A 23,785-nucleotide genomic window follows, 5' to 3' on the forward strand; every position below is an offset into this window, starting at 1 on the left:
CGACCACCGTCACAGATGCCGGGTCGCCATCGCCAGCCGGTCGCGGGCGTCGAACAGGGCCTCCTTGACGAGCTGTTCGTGCGCCGGCGTGAGGCGGGCCACCGGGACGGAGCAACTGAGCGCGTCCCTGGCGGGGTTGCGGTAGGGGACGGCGACGCCGAAGCAGCTGAGCCCCAGCGTGTTCTCCTCGCGGTCCACCGCGTAGCCACGCTCCCGCACCTCGCGCAGCTCCTCGATCAGCCGCTCCCGGTCGGTGATCGTGTGCTCCGTCAGCCGCTCCAGCTTCTCCGGCAGCAGCCTGCGCACCTGCTCGTCGGGATAGGTGGCGAGCAGCGCCTTGCCGAGCGAGGTGGAGTGCGCCGGCAGCCGGCGGCCGACCCGGGTGAAGGGGCGCAGGTAGTGCTCCGAGGCGCGGGTCGCGAGATAGACGACGTTGGTGCCGTCCAGCCTGGCCAGGTGGATGGTCTCGGTGGTGTCGTCGGAGAGCCGGTCGAGCGTCGGCCGCGCCGCCGCGACCACCTCGTCGCCGTCGATGTACGAGGTGCCGACCAACAGGGCCCGCACGCCGATGCCGTAGCGGGTGCCGGTGGCGTCCGTCTCCACCCAGCCGAGTTCGACCAGGGTGCGCAGCAGCATGTACAGGCTGGACTTGGGGTAGCCGACCGACGCCTGGACGTCCGCGAGGGAGTGCATGCCGGGCCGCCCGGCGAAGAACTCCAGCAGCTCCACGGTGCGCACCGCCGACTTGACCTGGGGCGCCCCCGGCGTCTCGCTCGCTGACATCGACCTTGACCCCCTTGTTCGAGCCGCTATAGAGTCCCCACGGATATTCACATACAGGGACGATGTTCAGAATCCCGAACAGTAGCATGCGTCCGGCAGGAGGATCGATTCCGGTGGCAGTACCAGTGTGGAGCGTGGACCCGCGAACCGGAAAGCAGCGGGAACAGGCCGCGACCGAGGCCACGGCGGCGGAGGTGGACGCCGCGGTCCGCGCCGCGCACGCCACCCGCGCCGCCCTCGCCGACCGCGACACCCGGATCGCGCTGCTGCGCGCCGCCGCCGACCAGTTGGAGGCCGAGGGCGACGCGATCCTCGCGGCCGCCGACGCCGAGACCGCCCTCGGCAGCGCCCGCCTCACCGGCGAACTCGCCCGCACCACGGGGCAGTTGCGCGCCTTCGCGGACGAGGTCGCGGACGGCGGCTACCTGGACGTGATCATCGACCACGCCGACGGCTCGCTCACCCCGCCCCGCCCCGACCTGCGCCGCTACAAGATCCCGCTGGGCGTCGCCGCCGTCTACTCGGCCTCCAACTTCCCGCTCGCGTTCTCCGTCCCAGGCGGCGACACCGCGAGCGCGCTCGCCGCCGGCTGCCCCGTCGTCGTCAAGGCGCACCCCGACCACCCGGCCACCTCCGAGCTCACCGGCGCCGCGCTGCGCCGCGCCGCCGCCCAGGTGGGGCTCCCCGAGGACGTCGTCACCGTCCTGCACGGCTTCGAGGCCGGCGTCGAGCTGATCAGCCACCCGCTGGTGGGCGCGGCCGGCTTCACCGGCTCGATCCGCGGCGGCCGGGCGCTGTTCGACGCCGCCGCCGCCCGCCCCACGCCCATCCCGTTCTACGGCGAGCTCGGCAGCCTCAACCCGGTGGTCGTCACCGAGGCCGCGGCGGGCGAGCGGGCCGGCGAGATCGGCGGCGGCCTCGCCGGCTCCATGACCATGGGCGTCGGCCAGTTCTGCACCAAGCCGGGCCTGGTCTTCGCGCCCGCCGGCGCCGCAGGCGACGAACTCCTCGCCGCGCTCACCCGGCAGGTCGGCGAGACCGCCCCTGGCGTGCTGCTCGACGGCCGGATGCGGGACGCGTTCCTGGCCGGCGTCGGCGAACGCGCCGCCCTGGCCGGCGTCGAGGCCCCGGTCGCGGCCGGCCCGGGTGACGAGAACACGGTGGCCGCCGGCTTCCTCACCGTCGACGCCGACCGGCTCGCCGCCGAAGGGCCGCACGACCTGCTGCTCGAGGAGTGCTTCGGCCCGCTCACCGTCGTCGTCCGCTACGCCGACGCCGACCAGATCACCGCCGTGCTCTCCCGGCTCCCCGGCAACCTCACCGCCACCGTCCACCTCAGCGAGGCCGAGGGCGCGGGGGACGGCGGCCAGGGCGGCCGGCTGCTCGCCGAACTCACCCCGGTCGCCGGCCGGATCCTGGTCAACGGCTGGCCCACCGGCGTCGCCGTCACGCCCGCCCAGCACCACGGCGGCCCCTACCCGGCCACCACCTCCACCTCGACCTCGGTCGGCGCCACCGCCATCGAGCGCTGGTTGCGGCCGGTCAGCTACCAGAGCGCGCCGCCCGCCCTGCTGCCGCCCGAACTGCGGGACGACAACCCGCTCGGCCTGCCGCGCCGGGTCGACGGCCGCCGCGAGCACTGAACGGAATGTCCACGCACCGTCATACAGACGGCGGAGTTCACCATTCCGGTGAATAGGCCGGATGTATGACGGTGGTCTTCCGTTCACCTTCAGGGCTTCTCGATGCCACCGACTCCTCCTAGCCTCCACGTCACCGATTGCCCCAGACTCATCAGGACGTGAGGCTCGCGATGTCAGCACAGCGCCCGGTCTTTCCCGAGGTCGACCCGGACGAGGTGAGCTCCAACCCCTCGGCCAACCGCACGTTCGGGGAGGTCGTCGAGCGGCGGATGTCCCGCCGCGCGGCCCTCAAGGGCGGCACGGTGGCCGCCGCCGGCTTCCTGGTCGCGGCCCAGCTCGGCTCCACCGCCGTCGCCGCCGAGCCCACCACCGCGGCCCCCGCCGGCGGGGGCGGCGGCCGCCGCCCACTGCTCGGCTTCGACCCGGTCCCGGTCAGCCGCGACGACACCCTCGTCGTCCCCGAGGGCTACCAGACCCAGGTCCTGATCCCCTGGGGCACCCCGATCCGCCCGAGCGGCCCGCGCTGGAGCAAGGACGCCGCCAACTCCGCGGCCGAGCAGGCCCAGCAGGTCGGCATGAACCACGACGGCATGCACTTCTTCCCGCTCGGCAACGGGCGCGAGGGCAGCCGCCGCGGCATGCTCGTCGTCAACCACGAGTACGTCGACCAGCAGCTCCTCTTCCCCGACGGCGACGACGAGATGACCGCGGAGAAGGTCGACAAGGCGGTCGCCGCGCACGGCGTCAGCGTCGTCGAGATCGAGCGCCGCGACGGCGGTTGGCGGGTCGCCGAGTCCCGCCGCGCCCGCCGGATCACCGGCGACACCCCCGTCGACTTCTCCGGCCCGGTCCGCGCCTCGCACCCCAGCCTCCGCGCCGCCGACCAGCCCGCTGGCACGCTCAACAACTGCTCCAACGGCTACACCCCGTGGGGCACGTACCTGACGTGCGAGGAGAACTGGAACAACTACTTCGGCACCGAGGACGCCGACTGGGAGCCCACCCCCAGCCAGGCCCGCTACGGCGTCAGCAGCTCGGGCGGCGGCTACCGCTGGCACGAGGCCGACCCGCGCTTCGACCTGGCCGCCAACCCGAACGAGGTCAACCGCTTCGGCTGGGTCGTCGAGATCGACCCGATGAAGCCGGACGCCAAGCCCGTCAAGCGCACCGCGCTCGGCCGCGTCAAGCACGAGGGCTGCACGGTCACCGAGTCCCGCGGCCGCGTCGTCGCCTACACCGGTGACGACCAGGACGGCGACTACATCTACAAGTTCGTCGGCGACGGCAACTGGCGGGTGCAGCGGGCGCTCGGCCGCAGCCCGCTCGACCACGGCACGCTCTACGTCGCCCGCTTCGAGGACGACGGCTCAGGCGAGTGGCTGCCGCTCGTCCACGGCCGCGGCCCGCTGACCCGGCAGAACGGCTGGGCCGACCAGGCCGACGTGCTGCTCCGCACCCGCGAGGCCGCCGACGCGGTGGGCGCCACCAGGATGGACCGCCCCGAGTGGATCGCGGTCAACCCGCGCAACCAGGACGTCTACTGCACGCTGACCAACGGCAGCGGCTGGAACAACGCGGTCAACCCGCGCAAGCCCAACCCGTACGGCCACATCGTGCGGTGGACCGAGAAGCGGCGCGACAACACCTCGACCACCTTCGAGTGGGACATCTTCGTGCTCGCGGGCGACCCCGAGTACGACCCGGCCGTCGAGTTGGACGAGAGCAACATCTTCGGCTCGCCCGACGGCCTGGCGTTCGACGAGGACGGCCGGCTCTGGATCCTCACCGACGTCTCCAACTCCGCGCAGAACCTGCCCTCCAGGGGCTACGACAACATCGGCAACAACCAACTCCTGGTCGCCGACCCCGACACCGGTGAGATCCGCCGCTTCCTGACCGGCCCGCGCGGCGCCGAGATCACGGGCGTGGCCTTCACGCCGGACCAGAAGACCCTCTTCGTCAACGTCCAGCACCCCGGTGAGGCCACCACCGCCTGGGGCGCCCCGTCCCCGGAGAACCCCCGCGCGGTCAGCAACTGGCCCGACTTCGACCCGGAGGGCCGCCCCAGGTCCGCCACCGTCGTCATCACCCGCACCGACGGCGGCGTGATCGGCGCGTAGCCCTTGCCGGGCCGGCCGGGGCCGTCTACATCGGGGCCCCGGCCGGCTGGCGCAGGGTGACGTTCAGCCGGTTCCAGGCGTTGATCGCCGCGATGGCCATGACGAGACCGGCCAGCTGCTCCTCGTCGTAGTGCTTCGTCGCCTCGTCCCACACCTCGGCCGGGACGCCCTCGGGGTTGTCGGCGATCCTGGTCGCCGACTCGGCGAGCGCCAGCGCGGCCCGTTCGGCGTCCGAGTAGTACGGCGCCTCCCGCCAGGCCGCGACCGAGAACAGCCGCTCGTCGGTCTCGCCGGCCTGCTTGGCCTCCTTGGCGTGCATGTCCACGCAGTAGCCGCAGCCGTTGATCTGGCTGACCCGGAGTTTCACCAACTCCTTGACGGCGTCCGGCAACGGGGTGGACCTGACGTACGCCTCCAGCGCCATCATGCCCTGGATCCCCTTGGCCGCCGACTTCCGGATGCTCATCCGTGCCTGCATGTCTCCTGCTCTCCTTCTGTTTCCTGGATGTCCAGGATGATTGATATCCAGAATTCTGGGTGCGGTGGCGCGCGTCGAGCGCCCGCCGCCGGGCCCGCTACCCCCGGCGGCTGGCGAACCAGTCGCGGGTCCGCTGCGGGGTGCGCGGATGGCGCCGCTCGACCGTGGCCCTGATGTCGGCCAGGGTCTGGCCGGCCAGCTCCTTGCGCCAGACCAGCTCGGCCCGCCGCATGGACTGCGAGATCGCGCACGTCAGCCGGTAGTCGACGTCCTCCCGGCCATCGGGCCCCTTGCGTAGTACCTGCTCGCACCGGAACGCCTCGCCTGGCCCCTCGATCGCCGTCACGACGTCCAAGAGGGTGATCTGCTCAAGAGCCCGCGCCAACCGGAAGCCGCCACGTGGCCCGGGCGTCGACGTGACGATCCCCGCCCTGGCCAGCGCCTGGAGCTGCTTGTTCAGGTAGGCCGCGGGCAGTTCGTAGAACGCCGCGAGCCGCTTCGCCGTCATCGCCTCGCCGGGCTCGACCCAGGCCAGGTTCAGGCAGCTGTGCAGCGCCCACTCGACGCCCTCGCTCATCCTCACAATCTGGACTCTAGACATCCAGAATTGGTTTCGCAACCCCGGGTCGCGTGCGATCAGAGAGGCAGGGGGGGGAGAAGGGCGAGATCGATGACGATCACCGTAGGACAGGGCGACTTCCGCTTCGTGCCCCAGGAGTCGTGGGCCCGGCTGCCCGCCGACCTCACGCTCGGCGAGGTGGCGGGCATCGCCGTGGACGACGACGACCGGGTCTATCTCTTCAACCGCGGCCCGCACCCGGTCGTGGTCCTCGAACGCGACGGCACCTTCGTCGCCACCTGGGGCGCAGGCCTCTTCACCAACCCGCACGGCGCCGCCCTCGGCCCCGACGGCACGATCCTCCTCACCGACAACGGCGACCACACGGTGCGGCGGTTCACCCTCGACGGCGAACCGCTGCTGGAGATCGGCATACCCGGGCGGCCGTCCCCGTTCCTGAGCGGCACCCCCTTCCACCGCTGCACCCACAGCGCGGTCGGTCCCGGCGGCGAGATCTACGTCTCCGACGGCTACGGCAACGCCCGGGTCCACGTCTTCTCGCCCGACGGCCGCCTCGTCGGCGGCTGGGGCGAACCCGGCGCCAGGCACGGCCAGTTCAACCTGCCTCACAACATCGCCTGCGACGAGCGCGGCCGGGTCTACGTCGCCGACCGGGAGAACCACCGGGTGCAGATCTTCGCCGCCGACGGCACCTACCTGTCGAGCGTCACCAGCGTGCACCGCCCCAGCGGCATGACCCTCACCGGCGGCCCGGAACCCCTCATCCTGGTCGGCGAGTTGGCTCCCTACCTCGCCGTCAACCACGACAGCCACCACCTCGGCCCCCGCGTCACCCTCGTCCGCGCGGACGGCACCGTCGTCTCCACCCTGGCCGCCGAGCCCAGCCGGGGCACCGGCCCCGGCCAGTTCCTCTCCCCGCACGCCCTCGCCCTCGACTCGCACGGCGACCTCTACGTCGGCGACGTCGGCGTCACCGACTGGGCCGACCTCTTCCCCGGCATCCCACGCCCCGACCGGATCCGCCCCTTCCAGAAGCTGGTCCGGGTCCGGTCGTCCGACGGCGGGTGACGACTACTCGCCGCCAAGCGCGGTGGCCGTCTGCTCCCGACGCGGGTCGGACGACGCCTCGATCAGGGCGCGGACGTGTTCGGCCTCCGCGCCGCGGTGCTGGGCCCCGTACCGTTCGAGCGCCTGCCGCCAGGCGCGACGTGCCTCGACCGGCCGGCCGAGGGCCTGGCAGATGTCGCCGATCCTGGCCAGGGTGTCCGCCTCGTTGATCGCGTCGCCGGTGGTTCGGCGCAAGACCAGCGCCCTGCGGTACCAGCCAAGCGCCCCGGCGTGGTTGCCCGAGTGGTGGGCGATGTAGCCCAGGCTGTCCAGCGCCGCGGCCTCGCCGTACGGGTCGTCCTGGTCACGGAGGAGGTCGAGGGCCCTGCGGCAGTGCGTCCTGGCCGCCTCGAACCGGCCGAGCTGGGCGTGGCACCAGCCCACCGCGTTGAGGGCGTTCGCCTCCCACACCCGGTCGTTCCCCGCTTGGTGGAGCAGGAGCGAGGACTCGGCGTGGGACAGCGCCCGGTGGTGGTCGTCCTCGCGCGTCCAGGCCCAGGCGAGCGCCTGGTGGGCCCACGCCTGCCGGACGGTGTCGCCGGCCGTCTCGAACATGTCGAGGGCGTGGTGGAGGTGGCGGAAGGCCACCGGCCGCGACCCCTCCCGCACGTACGCGTGCCCGAGACGCCAGTGGGCCAACGACATCGCGACCGGGTCGGCCGTCTCCTGGGCGGCCGCGTACCCCGTCCGCCAGGTGGCGAGCCGATCGGGGTGGTAGCCCTGCCGCCACAGGAACGTGTCGAGCGTCCAGGCGAGTTGCCAGACGCGTGGGCAGGCCCGCCCCGTCTCACGCAGCCCGATCAGCGCCAGCATCCCGGGCCGCTCGGCCTCGAACCAGGCCAGGGCCGCCGGTAGGTCGGCGAGCGGTTGCGGCGTGCAGCCCTCGGGCGGCGCGGGCAGCGGGACGACCGGCCGGTGCGGGTAGATCAGCCGGTCGGCGGCGTGCGAGGTGTGGAGGTAGTAGTCCATGAGGCGACGCAGGGCCGCGTGGCGCGCCTCGGTCGTCAGCTCCCGCTCGCCACGCTCGACGGCATAGAGGCGGACGAGGTCGTGCATGCGGTAGCGGCCCGGGCTGTGCTGGTGGAGCAGGTGCGCGGCCTCCAGGGCACGCAGCGCCTCGCGGGCACGGGACAGCGGGTGGCCGGCGAGGCTCGCGGCCGCCGCCAGACTGATCTCGCCGCCGGGTGCCAGCCCCACCAGCGCGAAGACTCTCGCGACCGCGGGATCCAGCGCCTGGTACGAGGCGGCGAAGACCGCGCGCAGGCCGGTGCGCTGCTCGCCGACGTCCAGGGCGTCCAACACATCGGTGGCGTCGCGCAGTTCCTCCGCCAGGTGGGCGAGCGGGAATCCGGGGTGCGTGGCGGCCCGCGCCGCCAGGATGCCCAGCGCGAGCGGCATGCCGCCGCAGCGGCTCAACAGGGCCGCGACCGCCTCGGGTTCGGCCGCTACCCGCTCGGCGCCCAAGCGGCTGCCGAGCAGCCCCCGGGCCTCGACGGGACCGAGCACGTCCAACGGCAGCGGCAGGGCGCCCTGCGTGGCGGACAGGCCGATGAGCCGGTCCCGACTGGTGACCAGGACGGTCACCGACGAGCCGCCGGGCAGCAACGGCGCGACCTGCTCGGCGTCATGGGCGTTGTCCAGCACGATCAGCAGCCGCCGGCCGGCGACCAGCGACCTGAACAGGCCGCGCCGCGCCTCGGCACCGGCCGGAATCGTGGCCGGCGCGACGCTGAACGCGTTGAGGAAGCCCCGCACGATGACCTCGGGGGCAGCGGCGGGCTCGCCCTCCGGCGTGAAGCCGGCGAGATCGGCGTACAACTGCCCGTCGGGGAACCGGTCGAGGCGCCGATGCGCCCAGTGCAGCGCCAACCAGGTCTTGCCGACGCCACCCGCGCCGACCACCGCCACCACGCGCCGGTCCTCCGACGCCCGGTCCAACTCGGCCAGTTCCGCCTCGCGGCCGACGAACGGGGAGGGCGACGGCGGCAGTTGACGCGGCACCAGGGTTGGCTCCGGTGGCCGACGGCCCTCGAACGACCGGCCGCTCGGCGCGTCGAGGGCCGGTTCGAAGGCCAGGATCCGGTGGTGCTCCTGCTGGAGCCCGGTTCCTGGCGCGACACCAAGCTCCTCGGCCAGTCGCTGGCGAACCCCCTCGTAGAACCCCAGCGCCTCGGCCTGCCGGCCGCACCGGTACAGGGCCCGCATCCGCCGTTGCCCAAGCCGCTCGTCCAGCGGGTGCGTCGCGGTGAGCTCGCTCAGCTCGGGCAGTAACTCCTCGGCTCGCCCCTGACTGAGCCGGATGTCGCCGTAGGCCAGCCAGGCCGCGATCCGCTCCTCTGCCAGGCGAGTGCGCAACCCCTCGGCCCACTCGCCCGGCAGCCCCGCCAGCGGCTCGGCGCCCCACAAACCAAGCGCCTCACGAAGGAGCGTGGCGGATCGCTCCTGGTCGGCCTCGGCGCGAGCCAGGCCCACCAGGTCGCGGAACCTGTGCAGGTCGACGGAGTCCCGTGGCGCGTCCAGCAGGTATCCGCCGGCCCGCTGCGTCAGCTCGGCGCCGCCCCGCAGCGTGGCCCTGAGCCGAGCCACGTAGCCGTAGAGCGTGCCGCGTGCCGTCCTGGGCGGATCGTCCGCCCACACCCGGTCGATCAGTCGCTCGACGGGCACGACGCGCCCCACGTCGACGAGCAGCGCGGCCAGCACGCCGCGCTGCTTCGGCGGCCCGAGGTCGAGGGTCCGACTCGCCGTCGAGGCGGCCACCTGAGAAAGAATCTGAAACCTCACGGCAGTGGAAACGCCGAACGCGCGCCGCGCGGTTGCCGGGGGCGCGGCCGATGTCGCCGAAGGACGGTGGGACCGGCCCGGGGGAAGGGCCGGCCCCACCGGCTCATGCCGGCACCGGTCCCGCTACGGCATCGGCTCGTCCAGCGGGGCGACCGGCGCGTGCCCGTCACCCGGCCGCGGCTCCTCCTCCGTGGCGACCGGGGGCGGCGGGGGCTGGTGCCCCTCCTCCAGTGTGGTGACCGGGGGCGGCGGGGGGAGGTGGCTGTCATCGGCGCTGGCCAGCGGGGCGAGGCCGAGCACGGCCACGCCGGCGACGGCGGCGGTGACGGAGATCTTGGCAATGAGACGCATGGTCCTCACAATCCTCCTACGCGCCGGCCGAGGTGGCCGGCACGTCGGCAAGTCTCACGGCCCGGCACGGAGGAAACCTTGTGGGAACCTTGGAGTCGCCTCTCAGTCGAGGTTCTTCTCCAGGGCAGCCAGGTAGCGCTTGATCGGGTGGTCCCGGAGGGCGTCGGACGCCGGCGCGAGGGCGTCGGCGGTCAGGCCCTTGGCGCGGTCGGCGAGGCCGGTCAGCATCGGCATGGAGTCGTGGAGTTCGCCGTCGCTGTCGAGGTAGCGCAGGGCCTTCACATGGGTGTAGGCCGGCTCGGGCGGTAGCTGCGGCACGATGTCGTTGTTGTTGACGAAGCGGAACGCCCGCTCGCCGAAGCCCTGGTCGAACGCGTCGGCCAACATCCGGTCGCAGGCCCGGGGTTGGCCGTAGGTGTAGACGCCGTCGGCGCGCAGCCTCGGGTCCTCCAGGTGCATGCGGGCGCCGGCCAGCATGGCGAGCGCGCCGCCGAGGCTGTGGCCGGTGAACCAGATGGTCTGGTCGTTGTCGCGGAACCGGGCGAGCGTGTCCTTGACGTCCGGCCAGATCGACTCCAGCGCCTCGCCGAAGCCGTAGTGGATGTAGCCGATGCCGGCCGGCCCCGCCCAGGGCGGGGTGGTCGCGTCGGTCAGCCAGTCCTTGATCTGGGACGGTTCGGTGCCGCGGAACGCGGTGATGATCATCTGGTCGCTGGCGGCCGTGTACGCCTGGGTGTCCTGGAGCGGGAACGGCGGCGTGAACCGGGTCATGTGGTGTCTGACCTGGTCGAAGCCCCACTCGTGGAGCTGGTCGTCGACGGTGGCGTCGTCCTGGTAGGCGAGGGCGGACGCGAGGGCCAGCGCGTAGGCGTGCGGCACGCTGTACGAGCGGATGCCGTGGTCGAACGTGGCGGTGACGGTCACGGGTGGGGCTCCCTTCGGGCGGGCGGAGGCGGTCGCGCTCCGTCGTACCCCGAGGAGGCGCCAGGTGCCGGGCGGCGTGCCCCGGGGTTCACCCGAAGGACGGACCGCCGCCCGACGCGTGGTCGCTCACCGGTTCATCCGGTCTGCGCGCCACCCCGCCAGACCGTGAGGTCGACGGTCACGTACTGGCTGGAGGAGTCGGTCGGCGCGTACTCGACGACGCTGACCAGGGCGATGTCCCCCGTGGCGGTGGTCAGGCAGATCTCCGAGCCGGGCGGCGCCTCCTCGGAGGAGAAGCTCTGGGCGTACCGCGTCACGGAGCGGCAGGTCTCCAGCGAGCCGGTCTCGTCCTGCCGCAGCAGGACCATGGTGTTCTCGTCGGTCGTCCGCATGAGGCGATCGAGCGAGACGAAACTGGCGCCCGTGTAGCCGAGGTCGCCCTCGTAGCCGGGGCCGAGTTCGGTCTGCGTCGGGCTCGGCGGGTCCTGGTAGAGCGAGATGACGTTGCTGTCGGCGATGGAGACGCCCTCGTAGACCGCCGGTTCGGGATCGGCGGGCGGTTCCGACGGGGTGTCGGAGCCGGTGTCGGTGGGGGCCGTCTCCTCCTGCCCGTCGTCCTGGGTGGGCTCCGAGTCCTGGGTCGTCTCGGTCGTCTGCGACGTTTCGCCGCCCTTCGCCTCGTCCGAGTCCCCGCCGCCGTTCATCAGCACGACGCCGATGCCGACGCCCGCGACCACCGCGACGACGGCCACCGCCGCCAGCAGGGCGATCCGCCCGCCGCGACGCCGCTGCGGAGCCGCCCCGCCCGGCGGAACGTGGGTCTGCGGCGCGTAGGTCCCCGGCGCGTAGGTCGGCGGCACGGCCGCGCCGGCCGCGAACCCGGCCGGCGCCGACGTGGGCGGTGGCGTCGGGGCGGCCGCCGGCAGGGAGGTGACGGTGGCCGCGTGGTGGTCGATCTCTGCGGTGACGGCGGGCGGCAGCCAACCGCGCGCCGGCGTCGGGCCGCCCTCCGTCAGCGGCCGGCACGCCTCGATGATCTGGGCCGGGGACGGCCGCCCCGCCGGATCCTTGGTCAGGCACCTGGTCACGAGTTCGCGCAACTCCGCCGGCACCCCGGAGAGGTCGGGTTCCTCGTGGACGATGCGGTAGAGCACGGCGGGGGAGGAGCCGTCCCCGAACGGCGGGGAGCCGGCGGTGACGAAGACGGCGATCAGGCCGAGGGCGAAGATGTCGGCCGCCGGCGTGACGGGTTGGGCCATCGCCTGCTCGGGGGCCATGAAGGCGGGGGTGCCGGCGGCCACTCCGGTGCGGGTCAACGACGTCGCGTCGGCGGCCCGCGCGATGCCGAAGTCGATCACCCGGGGGCCGTCCGCGCCGAGCAGCACGTTGGACGGCTTGAGGTCGCGGTGGATGACGCCCGCGCCGTGGATGGCCTGGAGCGCCTCGGCGACGCCGGCCAGCACCCGGGCGGCCGCCGACACCGGCAGCGGGCCGTGGTCCCGGATGGCGCTGTGCAGCGAGGGGCCGGGCACGTAGGCGGTCGCGAGCCAGGGCTGGGGGCCCTCCGCGTCGCTGTCGATGACCGGCGCCGTGTAGAGGCCCTGGACCCGCTCGGCGGCCTGGACCTCCTGCCTGAAGCGTCGTCGGAACTCGGGGTCGCCGGCGACTTCCGGCCGGATCACCTTGATGGCGATCGGCCGGCCACCGGGCGTATGGGAGAGGTACACCTTGCCCATCCCGCCTTCGCCGAGGCGGTGGGTGAGCCGGTATCCGGCGATGGTGGTCGGGTCTTCAGCGTTCAACGGGGCAGCCACGGCGCTCAATCTAGCCGTGGCTGGAAACCGTCCGGTGCGTGAAATGAATCAGTTCGGCTACGGCGCTTACACTGTGGGGCACATTCGCGGGGGAGGGCCGATGGTGCCACGTGCGGCTCGCACGCGGAGGATCTGCGCCTGGCTGGTGGACTACGCCGTCGTGGTGCTGGTGGCGGTGCAGCTCGCGGTGTTCACCTTCCACCGGATCAGCGCCCAACTCACCGACGCGACCGGCCTGGCCGGCACCACCGCCTGGGAGGTCGTCACCTCGGACGGCGATCTGGTGGGGGCTGGCCGGGACGTCGGGGAGTCGGTGTGGTGGTCGGCGGTCGCCGCCGTCTGGCAGGCGTTCGCCGCGCTGGTCGTGCTCACCTTCGTCTACCACTTCGTCTCGCTGGCGCTGGCGGGCCGCACCCCTGGGCAGGCGTTGCTGGCGCTGTCCGTCGTGCCGCGCGGCGGCGAGGGGCGTCCGGGCCCGCGGCGGTCCGCCGTCCGCGCCGCCGTGGTGACGGCGGCCGACGTCGGCTGGTACGCGCTGGCCTGCTGTCTGCTGGTCGGGGGCGCCGGCACCCTCTCGGTGCTGTGCTGGACCGTCGCCGTGCTGTGCTTCGCCCTCAACGCCTGGCTGGCGCTCGCGGGTTCGCGCCGGTCGCTGGCCGACCGGCTCTCCGGCACGACGGTCGGCAGCGCGTGGCGGGTCGGCGCCGCCCTGGGACGGGTCGGCGGGCTGCTGCGGCGGCGGCCGGATCCGTCAGCGCCTGCCGCCCTTGCGGCGGATCCTGATGGCCCGCATGTCGGTGACGGCGACCCGCAGGATCCGGTGCGGGAACCCGTGCGCCTCCAGGGCCGCGACGGCGCGGTCCTTCGCCTCCGGTTCGCCGTCCGTCTCCCGCGCCGCCGGAACCTGGGCGCGGAACGTGAAGGCGGTCAGGGAGCTGTCGTGGGTGAAGGTGCCCGCCTCGGTGAAGGCGACCTGGAAGAGGTCGGTGGCGGTCAGTCGGGCGCGGTCGGCGTCGCTGAGGGCGCCGAACCTGCCGCGGATGGTCACGCGGAACACGGCTAGTCCCCTCCGTTGGTGTTCTCTTGGGCGGTGCTCTCCCGGGTGGCGTAGCCGAGCAGCGGGTCGCCGAGGGTCGACTCGGCGGCGTCGAGCAGCGCGAGCACGGCCTCGGCGATCGCGTCGGGCCCCTGCCCGGCGGAGATCAGCCGGCCGATCTCGCTGAAGACGAGGGCGTGCAGGGCGCCGAGCTGGTGGGCCACCAGGCGGGGCAGCGGATCGTCGGGGACGGTGCCCGTCTCCTCGGCCAGCACGGTGGCCAGCTCGGCCGTCATCTGCCGGCCGAGGAGTTCCAGCCTGGCGGTCAGCGTGGGGGCGGCCCGCATCATCAGGTAGACGGGGGCGAAGCCCTCGGTGAGGCCGAGCCTGCCGTCCCGGCGGTGCACCTCGTCCCTGAGCCGGGACAGGATCGCCCGCGCGGCGGACTCGCCGACCGCGCGCTCCTGGACGAAGTCGGCGAGCCGCCGCGCGAACAGCTCGCTCGGCGGCAGGACCAGGTCCTCCTTGGCCTCCACGTAGTTGTACAGCGTGTTCACCGACACCTCGGCCGCCTCGGCGACCTCGGCGATCGTCACGTTGTCGAACCCGCGCGCCAGGAACAGCGCCCTGGCCGCCTCGCCGATGCGCTGGCGCGTCTGTCGCTTCTTGCGTTCCCGCAGGCCCTCGGTCATGAGACCAAGTCTAACCGCACCGCGCTGCAAAATATGAATCGATTGCAATTTTGAAGTGCGCTGTGCTTCCATCGGCCCCATGTCCACCACCGTCATCCGGATCCGCGGGCTCACCCGCACCTTCCGGCTCAAGACCGGCCTCGTACACGCCGTGCGCGGCATCGACCTGACCGTCCGACGCGGCGAGATCCTCGGCTTCCTCGGCCCCAACGGCGCCGGCAAGACCACCACCCTCCGCATGCTCACCACCCTGCTGCCGCCCAGCGGCGGCGAGGCCGAGATCGCCGGCCACGACCTGCTGCGCGACCCCGCCGGCGTCCGCCGCCGCATCGGCTACGTGGCGCAGTCCGGCGGCCTCGACCTCGCCTGCGCGGGCCGCGAGGAACTGGTCACCCAGGGACGGCTGCACCGGCTCGACCGGGCCACCGCCCGCGACCGGGCCGAGGAACTCGCCGGCGACCTCGGCCTCACCGGCCTCCTCGACCGCCCGGCCGGCACGCTCTCCGGCGGCCAACGCCGCCGCCTGGAGATCGGCCTCGGCCTGGTCAACCGACCCGAGGTGCTCTTCCTCGACGAGCCGACCACCGGACTCGACCCGGGCAGCCGCGCCGAGCTGTGGCAGCTGGTCAGGGACGTCCGCGACCGGCACGGCACCACCGTCTTCCTCACCACCCACTACCTGGACGAGGCCGACGCCCTCGCCGACCGCGTCGTCGTGGTCGACGCCGGCACCGTCGTCGCCGAGGGCACCCCCACCGAACTCAAGCGCCGGTACGCCGGCCACCCGACCGCCAGCCTCCAGGACGCCTTCCTCGCCATCACCGGGCGTGGCGCGCCCGAGGCACCCCTCGCCGTCTAGGAACCCACCGTGAACCTGCTCACCGACACCGGCGTCATCTTCGGCCGCGCGCTGCGCGCCACGCTCCGCTCCCGCACCCAGCTGGTCTTCGCCATGCTCCAACCCCTGCTCTTCCTGGCCCTCTTCGGCCCGCTGCTGACCGAACTCGACCTGGGCACCGGCGGCTCGTCCTGGCAGGTGCTCGTGCCCGGCGTGCTCGTCCAACTCGTCCTACTCGGCGGCTCGTTCGTGGGGATAGGGCTGCTGATGGACCGCAACACGGGCGTGCTCGACCGGATTCGCGCCACCCCCGTGAGCCCGCTGGCCCCGCTGCTCGGGCGCACCCTGCGCGACGCCGTCCAACTGCTCGCGCAGTCCGTCGTCCTGGTGCTGCTCGGACTCGCCCTCGGACTGCGGGCCCCGCTCGGCGGCGTGCTGCTCGGCCTGCTCCTGGTGACCCTGCTCGCGGCGGCGCTCTCCGCCCTCTCCCACGGCCTGGCGATGCGGGTCCGCACCGTGCCGGAGTTCGCGGCCGTCGCCAACACCGCGGCCATGCCGCTGATGCTGCTCTCCGGCCTGCTGCTGCCCATGACGCTGGCGCCCGGCTGGCTGGACGGCGCCTCCCGTGTGGTGCCGCTCCGCTACACGGTCGACGCGGTGCGCGAGGCGTTCCTCGGCCACTACGCCAACGGCACGGTCGCCGTCGGCGCGGCCGTCACCCTCGCCCTGGCCGGTCTCTGCCTGTTCGCGGGCGCCAGGGCCTTCCGCCGACAGCCGGCCTGAGCCGGCGCGGCGGCCCCGCGGCTGGGCGGCTCAGGCCGAGTCGCGCCGCACCAGCTCGGTCGGCAGGATCACCGCCGAGGTGTCCTGGCCCTCGATCCTGGCCAGCAGCAGCCGGACCATCTCCGCGCTGATCCGGTCCCAGGGCTGCCGGATGGTGGTCAGCGTCGGGCGCGCGGCGACGGCGGCCGCCGAGTCGTCGAAGCCGCCGACCGCCACGTCGTCGGGGACCCGGCGGCCGGCGCCGGCCAGCACCGCGAGCGCGCCCTGCGCCATCAGGTCGGAGGCGACGAACAGCGCGTCCAGGTCGGGGCGGCGGGCCAGCAGCTCGGTGGCGGCGCGCGCGCCGCTGTCCCGGCTGTAGTCGCCGGCGGCGACCAGCTCGGGGGCGTACGCGAGCCCGGCCTCGGCCAGCACCTCGCGGTAGCCGGCCAGCCGCTCCACGCCGCCCGGGGTGTCGGGCGGGCCCGTGACGATGCCGATCCGGCGGCGCCCGGTGGCCAACAGGTGGCGCACCATGGTGCGGGCCCCGTCCCGGTCGTCGGCCGCGACGTGGGCCAGCCGTTCCGAGGTGCCCTGCGGGGTGCCGCAGACCACCACCGGCACGCCGGCCCGCACCAGCTGCTCGGCCACCGGGCTGCCAGCGTGGCTGGAGATCAGCAGCACCCCGTCCACGTGCCCCGAGCCGACGTAGCGGACGATGCGGCGCTGCTCGTCCGGCGTGCCGGCCAGCATCAGCAGCAGCGGGATGTCGTGGGCGGCCAGCGCCTCGGTGCAACCGCGCAGCAGCACGTTGAAGTTGGGGTCCTCGAAGAACTTGTCCTGCGGCTCCGTGAGCAGGAACGCGACCGACCCCGAGCGGCCGGTGATCAGCGAGCGGGCGTGCCGGTTGACGACGTAACCGGTCTTCCTGATGGCCGCGTTGACCGCCTCGGCGGCGGCCGGGCTGACGTGGTGGCCGCCGTTGAGCACCCGGGAGACGGTGCCCCGCGAGACCCCGGCCACCCGCGCCACGTCGTGGATGGTCGGCCGCCGGCGGCGCTCTCCCGGTTTGGTGCTCATGCCCATGACCATGACTCTACGACCTCACGCCTTCACGGCGCCGGAGAGCAGGTCGAGGCTCCAGAACCGCTGGATCACCAGGAACAGCGCGATCAGCGGGACGATCGCGAGCAGCGAGCCGGTGATCACCAGGGTGTAGAGGGCGGGGGTGTTGGAGCCCTGGTTGAGCAGCGTGAACAGGCCCAGGGTGATCGGGAACTTCTCGTCGTCGCTCAACATCACGTACGGCAGCAGGAAGTTGTTCCAGATCGCCACGAACTGGAAGAGGAAGATCGTCACCAGTCCTGGCAGCATCATCGGCAGCGCGACGGTGCGGAAGATCCGCCACTCGCCCGAGCCGTCCACCCGGGCCGCCTCCAGCAGTTCGTCGGGCACGGCCGCGGCGGCGTAGATCCTGGCCAGGTAGATGCCGTAGGGGGAGAGGACCAGCGGGAGCAGCACCGAGGGGTAGCTGTCGGTGAGTCGGACCTCGGCCAGCATCAGGTACTGCGGGATGGCCAGGATCACCGGCGGCATCAGCACGCCGGCGAGCAGCACCGAGAACACCGTCTCCCGGCCCCGGAAGCGGTAGACCGCGAGGCCGTAGCCGGCGAGCGCGGAGACCGCGCAGGACAGCAGCGCGCCGAGGCCGGCGTAGAGGCCCGAGTTGGCCATCCACCGCCAGTAGACGCCGTCCCGGTAGTCGGTCAGGTCGCCGATGTTGTCGAGCAGTCCGGTGCCGGGCGCGAACGTGAAGGTGGAGAACAGCTCGTCGCCCGCCTTGGTGGCGGCGACCAGCACCCAGGCGACGGGCAGCAGGCAGTACAGGGCGCCGAGCAGCAGCGCGGCGGTGGGCAGCAGGGCGATCCGGCGGGGCGTCCGGACGGTCGTCTGGCGGCTCATCTGGCGGCCTCCTCCTGGCGGTTACGGGAGTTGGCCACGCGCAGGAAGGCGAAAGAGAGCGCCAGCGTGACGACGGCGATGATCACGGCGGTCGCGGCCGCCGCGTGGATGTCGCCGCCGCGGAAGGCGTCCTGGTAGACCTTCATCATCGGGCTCCAGCTGGTCGGGATGCTGTTGGTGAGCGGCCGGAGGGTGGTCGGCTCGTTGAACACCTGGAGGGTGGCGATGACCGAGAAGAAGAAGGTGAGCACCAGGGCGGGCGCCAGCATCGGGATCTTGATCCGCAGCGCGGTTTGGAGCTGGGAGCAGCCGTCGAGGCGGGCCGCCTCGTAGACCTCGGCGGGGATGGCGCGCAGCGAGGTGTAGATCACGATCATGTTGAAGCCGGTGCCGCCCCAGACCGCGATGTTGGCCATCGCGACGTAGAGCGGGCCGCCGCTGAGCAGGTCGGGGGCCGGCAGCCCGACCGAGTCGAGCACGTGGTGCAGCGGGCTGACCGACGGCAGGTAGAGGAAGCCCCACAGCATGCCGGCGATGATCCCGGGCACGGCGTAGGGCAGGAAGATCACCAGCCGGCCGACCCGGCGGCCGCGCACCCGCTCGGCGTCGAGCAGCAGCGCGAACAGCAGGGCGAGGCCCAGCATCACCGGGATCACGATCAGGCCGTAGCCGAGCACCCGCAGGGCGCTGGCCAGCAGCTCGGAATCGCCCAGCGCGTCCGCGTAGTTGCCGAGGCCCGCCCACACCTCGGAGCGGGCGCCGCTGCCAAGGCCGAGGCCCTGGACCTCGATCCGGTGCAGGCTGAGCCAGATCGCGTAGCCGATGGGCAACGCGAAGAAGAGCAGGAAGAGCACGACGGCGGGGGCGAGGAAGGCGTATGGGGCGCGCCGCCGCGCCCCGTACGCCGAGCGGCGCCTGGTCACTCGGCCACCTGGAAGCCGTGCGACTCCATGTCCTCGACGGTGGCCTGCTGCATGGTGGCGAGCGCGGCGCCGAAGTCGCCGCGGCTCTGGGCGGCCTGGGCGAAGGCGTCGTTGAAGGTGGCGTAGGCGACGTTGACGTTCGGGCCCCAGGCGGCGGGCGCGGTGCCGGCGGCGATCTCGGCGGCCCGCTGGTAGAAGTCGGGCTGGTTCGCGAAGTAGGCCGGCGGCTCGGCGAGCGCCTCGCCGGTCTGGGCGGCGGTGGCGGCCGGGTAGATGCCGCCCTCCCTGACCAGGGCGGCCAGCGCCTCGGGGTCGGTGTTGAGCCAGCTGGCGAACTCGGCGGCGGCCGCCTGGTCCTCGGCGTCGTTGGTGACGGCGGTGCTCGAACCGCCCCAGCTGCCGGTGGCGTTCTCGCCCGCCGACCACTGGGGGAGCGGGGCCATCGCCCACAGACCCTCGGTGTCCGGGGCGGCGGTGGTGAGGGTGCCGGGGGCCCAGACGGCGCTGACCCAGCCGATCTGGGTGCCCTCGTTGAGCGCCTGGTTCCACGCCGGGGTGTACATCGGCTCGTTGCTGACGGCGTCCTCGGCGACCAGGCCGCCCCAGAACCCGGCGACCCGGCGGGTGGCCTCGTCGTCGATGGCGACCCGCCAGGTCTCGCCCTCGGTGGTCCACCACTGGGCGCCGGCCTGCTGGGCGAGGCCGGCGAACAGGCCGGCGTCGTTGGCCGAGAAGGTGGTCAGATAGGTGTCGGGCGCCGCCTCGCGGACCGCCCGCGCGGTGTCGGCGAACTCGTCCCAGGTGGTGGGGACGTCGAGGCCGTACTCCTCGAAGAGGTCCTGGCGGTAGTAGAACATCATCGGCCCGGAGTCCTGCGGCAGGGCGTAGACGGCGTCCGTGCCGAGGGTCACCTGCTGCCAGAGGCCGGGCGCGAACGCCTCGGCGACGTCCTCGACCTCGCCGGATATGTCGGCCAGCACGTCGTTGCTGACCAGGGTCGGGATGGCCTGGTACTCGGCCTGCACCAGGTCGGGCCCCTCGCCGGCCTGGGCGGCGGTGATGGTCCTGGTGACCAGGTCGTCGCCGCTCGCCTGCTTCGTGACGGTCACCTGGACGTCGGGGTTGGCCTCGTTCCAGATCTCGACGACGGCCTCCATGCCCGGCGCCCAGGCCCAGTAGGTGAGCTCGACGGGGCCCGAGCTCGAGGAGTCGTCGTCCGACGAGCCGCCGCCACAGGCGGTGGCGGCGACGGCCACCAGGGCGGTGGCGAGGCAGGGCACGAACGAGCGTGGGAACGGGGGCATCGCGTCCTCCGGGACATGAGGGCTCGGCTGTGAGCGTTCACAGTAGAGAAACCATTCCGACACTTGTCAATGGTTGTTGCTGTGCGGTTATGTTGGGGATATGCGGCCCGGCGGAGGCTGTGTACGTTCCCAGAGTGGCCCGGAAGCGGCCCGAGGAGAGTGGTCATGGACCGTCTCGCGTTCGGCGGAGACTACAACCCGGAACAGTGGCCGGAGGAGGTCTGGGACGAGGACGTCGCGCTCATGCGCGAGGCCGGGGTGACGCTCGTCAGCCTCGGGATCTTCTCCTGGGCCAGGCTCGAACCGGCCCCCGGCGAGTACGACTTCGACTGGCTCGACCGGATCATCGCCAAGCTGCACGACGCCGGCATCGGCGTCGACCTGGCCACCCCCACCGTGGTGCCGCCCGCCTGGTTCTACCGCGCCCACCCCGAGGCGCTCCCGGTCAGCCGGGAGGGCGTGCGCTGGGCCTTCGGCTCACGCGGCGCGATCTGCCACAGCTCGCCCGCCTACCAGGAGGCCGCGGCCCGCGTCGCCACCGCGCTCGGCGAACGGTACGGCCGGCACCCCGCCGTGCGGATGTGGCACGTGCACAACGAGTACGGCGTGCCCGTGCTCGAGTGCTACTGCGATATTTCGGCCGCCGACTTCCGCCGCTGGCTGCGCGAGCGCTACTCCGACCTCGCCGCGCTCAACGCCGCCTGGGGCACCGCCTTCTGGGGCCAGGGCTACGGCGACTGGGAGGAGATCCAGCCGCCCCGGCTCACCCCCACCGTCGCCAACCCGGCCATGCGGCTCGACTTCGCCCGCTTCGCCAGCGACAGCGCCCTGGCCAACTTCGTCCGCGAGCGCGACATCCTGCACGAGCTCTCGCCCGGCATCCCCGTCACCACCAACTTCATGGTCTCGCCCACCCAGTGCGACACCATCGACTACTGGAAGTGGGGCCGCGAGGTCGACATCGTCACCAACGACCACTACCTGGTGGCCGAGGAGGACCGCAACCACATCAACCTCGCCATGGCCGCCGACCTCACCCGCTCCGTCGCCGGCGGCCGGCCCTGGCTGCTCCTCGAACACTCCACAAGCGGCGTCAACTGGCAGGCCCGCGGCATCGCCAAGCGGCCAGGTGAGATGGCCCGCAACAGCCTCGGACACGTGGCCCGCGGCTCCGAGGGCGCCATGTTCTTCCAGTGGCGCGCCTCCCGCTCCGGCGCCGAGAAGTTCCACTCCGCGATGGTGCCCCACGCCGGCACCGACAGCCGCGTCTGGCGCGAGGTCGTCCAACTCGGCGCCGACATCGGCGCGTTGGCGCCACTGCGGGGCAGCCGCACGGTCGCCGACGTCGCCATGGTCTGGGACTGGGAGTCCTGGTGGGCGCAGCGCCTCGAGTGGCGGCCGAGCCAGGACCTCGACACCCGCGAGCGCGCCGAGTCCTTCTACGCGGCGCTCTACGACCGCCACCTCACCGTCGACTTCGTCCACCCGGAGGGCGACCTGACCGGCCGCCCGCTGGCCGTCGTCCCCGCGCTCTACCTCGCCACCGCGGCCGCCGGCGAGAACCTGCGCCGCTACGTCGAGGGCGGCGGCACCCTGCTCGTCTCCTACTTCTCCGGCATCGTCGACGCACACGACGCCGTCCACCCTGGGCCGCACCCCGGCGCGCTGCGCGACGTGCTCGGCCTGACCGTCGAGGAGTTCCAGCCGCTGCGCGCCGGCGAACGCGTCGCGCTGGCCGCCACCGACGGTCTCGGCCCCGCCCTCACCGGCGACGTCTGGGCCGAGACCCTGACCACCCGCGGCGCCGAGCCCGTCTGGCACTACACCGAGGGCCCGGCCGCCGGCCGCCCGGCCGTCACCCGGCACGCCCTCGGCGCCGGCACCGCCTGGTACGTCTCGTCCCGCCTCGGCCGGGACGACCTCGACCACGTCCTGGCCGCCGCCTCCGCGGACGCCGGCATCGCCCCGCGCGACGACCTGCCGCGCGACGTCGAACTGGTGCGGCGGCGCGGCGCGGACGGCGACTACCTCTTCGCCATCAACCACACCGCCACCGAGGCCAAGGTCGACCTGGCGGCGCACGGCACCGAACTGCTCACCGGGGAACGCGTGGCCGGCCGCCTCGTCGTCCCCGCCGGATCCGTGCGGGTGGTGCGACACCTCACCGAGTGAGGGCACGACCCGGCATATGTCACTCAGGCACTCATGGAAGGGACCCATGATGCGCAGACGAACCATCCTCCGGGCCGGCACGGCGGCCATCGCCGCGCCCGTCGCCTTAGGCGCCCTCGACACCGGCGCGGCCCAGGCCGCGCCGGTGCGGATCCAGGGCGTCGACCTGTCGTCGATCCCCAAGGGCGAGGCCCACGGCGCGGTCTTCCGCTACGCCAACGGCACCGCGGGCGACCCCGTCCGCATCCTCCAGGAGGGCGGCGCCAACTACGTCCGCCTCAAGGTCTGGGTCAACTCGCCCGACGGCTACCACGGCACACCCCAGCTCCTCGCCATGGCCCGCCGCGCCCAGGCCCTCGGCATGCGGACCCTGATCGACTTCCACTACTCCGACTCCTGGGCCGACCCCGGCCAGCAGACCAAGCCGGCCGCCTGGCGCAACCTGTCCTTCGCCGCGCTCCAACAGGCCGTCTACGACCACACCTACGACGTCCTCGCCGCGCTGCGCGCCCAGGGCACGCCGGCCGCCATGGCGCAGATCGGCAACGAGATCAACGGCGGCATGCTCTGGCCGGACGGCCGCTACACCAACTGGCCCCAGCTCGGCCGCCTGCTGACCGCCGGCGTCCAGGCGGCCAGGGCCGCGAGCCCCGGCATCCTGATCGCCCTCCACCTCGCCGAGGGCGGCGACAACGCCGGCACGGTGTGGTGGTTCGACAACGCGCGCGCCCAGGGCGTCTCGTTCGACGTCATCGCGCTGTCCTTCTACGGCTACTGGCACGGCACGTTGGACGACCTCCAGTTCAACATGAACGACGTCTCGGCGCGCTACGGGAAGGACGTGCTGGTCGCCGAGACCGCCTACCCCTTCAGGACCGACAGCAAGGACTCCCACCCGCAGATCATCACGGCCCAGGAACCGGTGCCGGGCCTGCCGGCCATCCCCGAGGGCCAGTTGCAGTGGATGCGGTCGATCACCACGGTGGTCTCGCGGGTGCCGAACGGTCGCGGCCTCGGCGTCTTCTACTGGGAACCGGCGTGGACGGCCGTGACGGGTAACGGGTGGGACCCGTACGACCCGAGGTCGGGCAACGCGTGGGAGAACCAGGCCCTCTTCGACTACGACAACCGCGCGCTGCCGGCCGCTACTTGGCGCTGACGGTTCTCCCCCACCCACCCGCCCTTTCGTTCCGCGCTCCGCGCGGGCCCTGACCGGGCGGCTTCGCCGCCATGGTCGGGGGCCCCGGCGGGCCGGGCCGGCCTGCGGCGGCGCCGCGCCCACCCACCCGCCCTTGGCGGTGGCCTTGCGCGGCGCAGCCGCCTTCGGCCCCGGCCGGGGCCCCCACCGCGCGAAGCGCGAAAAGGGGCGGGTGGGTGGGGGAAACCCCGCGCGGAGCGCGGGGCACCCGCCCCGTCCCGGCGGCGCAGCCGCCTTCGGCCCCGGCCGGGGCCCCCATCCGCGCGAAGCGCGGAAAGGGGGCGGGTGATGCCGGCGGCCACCATCGCCACGTCGGC

20 protein-coding genes and 1 pseudogene are annotated in these 23,785 nt (G+C 73.2%); 8 read left to right on the plus strand and 13 right to left on the minus strand.

The features are described from left to right. Nucleotides 1–9: 9 nt before the first annotated feature. Nucleotides 10–783, minus strand: a complete 774-nt coding sequence (locus ACYVPE_RS24425) for an IclR family transcriptional regulator (protein WP_461035843.1) — start codon at nucleotides 781–783, stop codon at nucleotides 10–12. Nucleotides 784–896: 113 nt separating this feature from the next. Between ACYVPE_RS24425 and ACYVPE_RS24430 the strand changes: the two genes are divergently transcribed. Both ACYVPE_RS24430 and ACYVPE_RS24435 read left to right on the plus strand, forming a co-directional pair. Next, nucleotides 897–2,426 (plus strand): aldehyde dehydrogenase (NADP(+)), encoded by a 1,530-nt coding sequence (locus ACYVPE_RS24430; protein ID WP_461035844.1) that lies wholly within the window; start codon nucleotides 897–899, stop codon nucleotides 2,424–2,426. A 170-nt stretch (nucleotides 2,427–2,596) separates the two neighbouring features. Then, the gene (locus ACYVPE_RS24435; RefSeq protein ID WP_461035845.1) at nucleotides 2,597–4,546 is read left to right on the plus strand and encodes a PhoX family protein; all 1,950 of its coding nucleotides are present in this window, start codon (nucleotides 2,597–2,599) and stop codon (nucleotides 4,544–4,546) included. Between the two features lie 25 nt (nucleotides 4,547–4,571). On the opposite strand, the gene ACYVPE_RS24440 is transcribed toward ACYVPE_RS24435, so the two are convergent. Together ACYVPE_RS24440 and ACYVPE_RS24445 are read right to left on the minus strand one after the other, a co-directional pair. Continuing rightward, nucleotides 4,572–4,973 carry a carboxymuconolactone decarboxylase family protein gene (locus tag ACYVPE_RS24440; RefSeq protein WP_461035862.1) on the minus strand — a complete coding sequence of 134 codons (402 nt, stop codon included), beginning with the start codon at nucleotides 4,971–4,973 and terminating at the stop codon, nucleotides 4,572–4,574. Nucleotides 4,974–5,121: 148 nt separating this feature from the next. Beyond that, entirely contained in the window at nucleotides 5,122–5,601 is a 480-nt protein-coding gene (locus ACYVPE_RS24445; RefSeq protein ID WP_461035846.1) for an RrF2 family transcriptional regulator, read from the minus strand. 93 nt (nucleotides 5,602–5,694) lie between these two features. Between ACYVPE_RS24445 and ACYVPE_RS24450 the strand changes: the two genes are divergently transcribed. Then, nucleotides 5,695–6,672, plus strand: coding sequence for a peptidyl-alpha-hydroxyglycine alpha-amidating lyase family protein (locus ACYVPE_RS24450; protein WP_461035847.1), 978 nt, complete (start codon nucleotides 5,695–5,697; stop codon nucleotides 6,670–6,672). Nucleotides 6,673–6,675: 3 nt separating this feature from the next. Here ACYVPE_RS24450 and ACYVPE_RS24455 read toward each other — a convergent pair whose 3' ends face one another. From ACYVPE_RS24455 to ACYVPE_RS24470, 4 genes are all read right to left on the minus strand, one after another. After that, nucleotides 6,676–9,468, minus strand: coding sequence for an AfsR/SARP family transcriptional regulator (locus ACYVPE_RS24455; RefSeq protein WP_461035848.1), 2,793 nt, complete (start codon nucleotides 9,466–9,468; stop codon nucleotides 6,676–6,678). 147 nt (nucleotides 9,469–9,615) lie between these two features. Then, a complete protein-coding gene (locus ACYVPE_RS24460) occupies nucleotides 9,616–9,843 on the minus strand; it encodes a hypothetical protein (RefSeq protein WP_461035849.1) in 228 nt (75 codons plus the stop codon). A 102-nt stretch (nucleotides 9,844–9,945) separates the two neighbouring features. Next, nucleotides 9,946–10,767, minus strand: coding sequence for a lipase family protein (locus tag ACYVPE_RS24465; RefSeq protein WP_461035850.1), 822 nt, complete (start codon nucleotides 10,765–10,767; stop codon nucleotides 9,946–9,948). A 134-nt stretch (nucleotides 10,768–10,901) separates the two neighbouring features. After that, nucleotides 10,902–12,581 carry a serine/threonine-protein kinase gene (locus ACYVPE_RS24470; protein ID WP_461035851.1) on the minus strand — a complete coding sequence of 560 codons (1,680 nt, stop codon included), beginning with the start codon at nucleotides 12,579–12,581 and terminating at the stop codon, nucleotides 10,902–10,904. A gap of 100 nt (nucleotides 12,582–12,681) precedes the next feature. Here ACYVPE_RS24470 and ACYVPE_RS24475 point away from each other — a divergent pair. After that, nucleotides 12,682–13,242: pseudogene (locus tag ACYVPE_RS24475) on the plus strand (RDD family protein); the annotation flags it as partial. Nucleotides 13,243–13,332: 90 nt separating this feature from the next. On the opposite strand, the gene ACYVPE_RS24480 reads toward ACYVPE_RS24475, so the two are convergent. Together ACYVPE_RS24480 and ACYVPE_RS24485 are read right to left on the minus strand one after the other, a co-directional pair. Beyond that, nucleotides 13,333–13,638 (minus strand): DUF6204 family protein, encoded by a 306-nt coding sequence (locus ACYVPE_RS24480; protein WP_461035863.1) that lies wholly within the window; start codon nucleotides 13,636–13,638, stop codon nucleotides 13,333–13,335. 2 nt (nucleotides 13,639–13,640) lie between these two features. Beyond that, on the minus strand, nucleotides 13,641–14,309 hold the full coding sequence (locus tag ACYVPE_RS24485) for a TetR/AcrR family transcriptional regulator (RefSeq protein WP_461035852.1): 669 nt from the start codon (nucleotides 14,307–14,309) through the stop codon (nucleotides 13,641–13,643). 79 nt (nucleotides 14,310–14,388) lie between these two features. On the opposite strand from ACYVPE_RS24485, the gene ACYVPE_RS24490 reads away from it, so the two are divergent. Both ACYVPE_RS24490 and ACYVPE_RS24495 read left to right on the plus strand, forming a co-directional pair. After that, on the plus strand, nucleotides 14,389–15,168 hold the full coding sequence (locus tag ACYVPE_RS24490) for an ABC transporter ATP-binding protein (RefSeq protein WP_461035853.1): 780 nt from the start codon (nucleotides 14,389–14,391) through the stop codon (nucleotides 15,166–15,168). Between the two features lie 9 nt (nucleotides 15,169–15,177). Then, nucleotides 15,178–15,930: an ABC transporter permease gene (locus ACYVPE_RS24495; RefSeq protein WP_461035854.1), complete on the plus strand. Its 753-nt coding sequence runs from the start codon at nucleotides 15,178–15,180 to the stop codon at nucleotides 15,928–15,930. Between the two features lie 30 nt (nucleotides 15,931–15,960). Here ACYVPE_RS24495 and ACYVPE_RS24500 read toward each other — a convergent pair whose 3' ends face one another. Genes ACYVPE_RS24500 through ACYVPE_RS24515 form a run of 4 tightly spaced genes read right to left on the minus strand, consistent with a single transcriptional unit; the run spans nucleotide 15,961 to nucleotide 20,098 of the window. After that, nucleotides 15,961–16,995 (minus strand): LacI family DNA-binding transcriptional regulator, encoded by a 1,035-nt coding sequence (locus ACYVPE_RS24500; protein ID WP_461035855.1) that lies wholly within the window; start codon nucleotides 16,993–16,995, stop codon nucleotides 15,961–15,963. 18 nt (nucleotides 16,996–17,013) lie between these two features. Then, a complete protein-coding gene (locus ACYVPE_RS24505) occupies nucleotides 17,014–17,871 on the minus strand; it encodes a carbohydrate ABC transporter permease (RefSeq protein WP_461035856.1) in 858 nt (285 codons plus the stop codon). Further along, complete coding sequence (locus tag ACYVPE_RS24510; protein WP_461035857.1) at nucleotides 17,868–18,794, minus strand: carbohydrate ABC transporter permease; 927 nt, start codon at nucleotides 18,792–18,794, stop codon at nucleotides 17,868–17,870. The genes ACYVPE_RS24505 and ACYVPE_RS24510 overlap by 4 nt, the downstream gene beginning before the upstream one ends. After that, entirely contained in the window at nucleotides 18,791–20,098 is a 1,308-nt protein-coding gene (locus ACYVPE_RS24515) for an extracellular solute-binding protein (protein WP_461035858.1), read from the minus strand. Before ACYVPE_RS24515 ends, ACYVPE_RS24510 begins: the two co-directional genes overlap by 4 nt. A 165-nt stretch (nucleotides 20,099–20,263) precedes the next feature. Between ACYVPE_RS24515 and ACYVPE_RS24520 the strand changes: the two genes are divergently transcribed. Both ACYVPE_RS24520 and ACYVPE_RS24525 read left to right on the plus strand, forming a co-directional pair. Further along, nucleotides 20,264–22,270: a beta-galactosidase gene (locus ACYVPE_RS24520; protein WP_461035859.1), complete on the plus strand. Its 2,007-nt coding sequence runs from the start codon at nucleotides 20,264–20,266 to the stop codon at nucleotides 22,268–22,270. A 46-nt stretch (nucleotides 22,271–22,316) separates the two neighbouring features. Next, the gene (locus ACYVPE_RS24525) at nucleotides 22,317–23,429 is read left to right on the plus strand and encodes a glycoside hydrolase family 53 protein (protein ID WP_461035860.1); all 1,113 of its coding nucleotides are present in this window, start codon (nucleotides 22,317–22,319) and stop codon (nucleotides 23,427–23,429) included. Nucleotides 23,430–23,785: the final 356 nt, after the last annotated feature.

Source organism: Streptomyces mayteni (assembly GCF_054783955.1).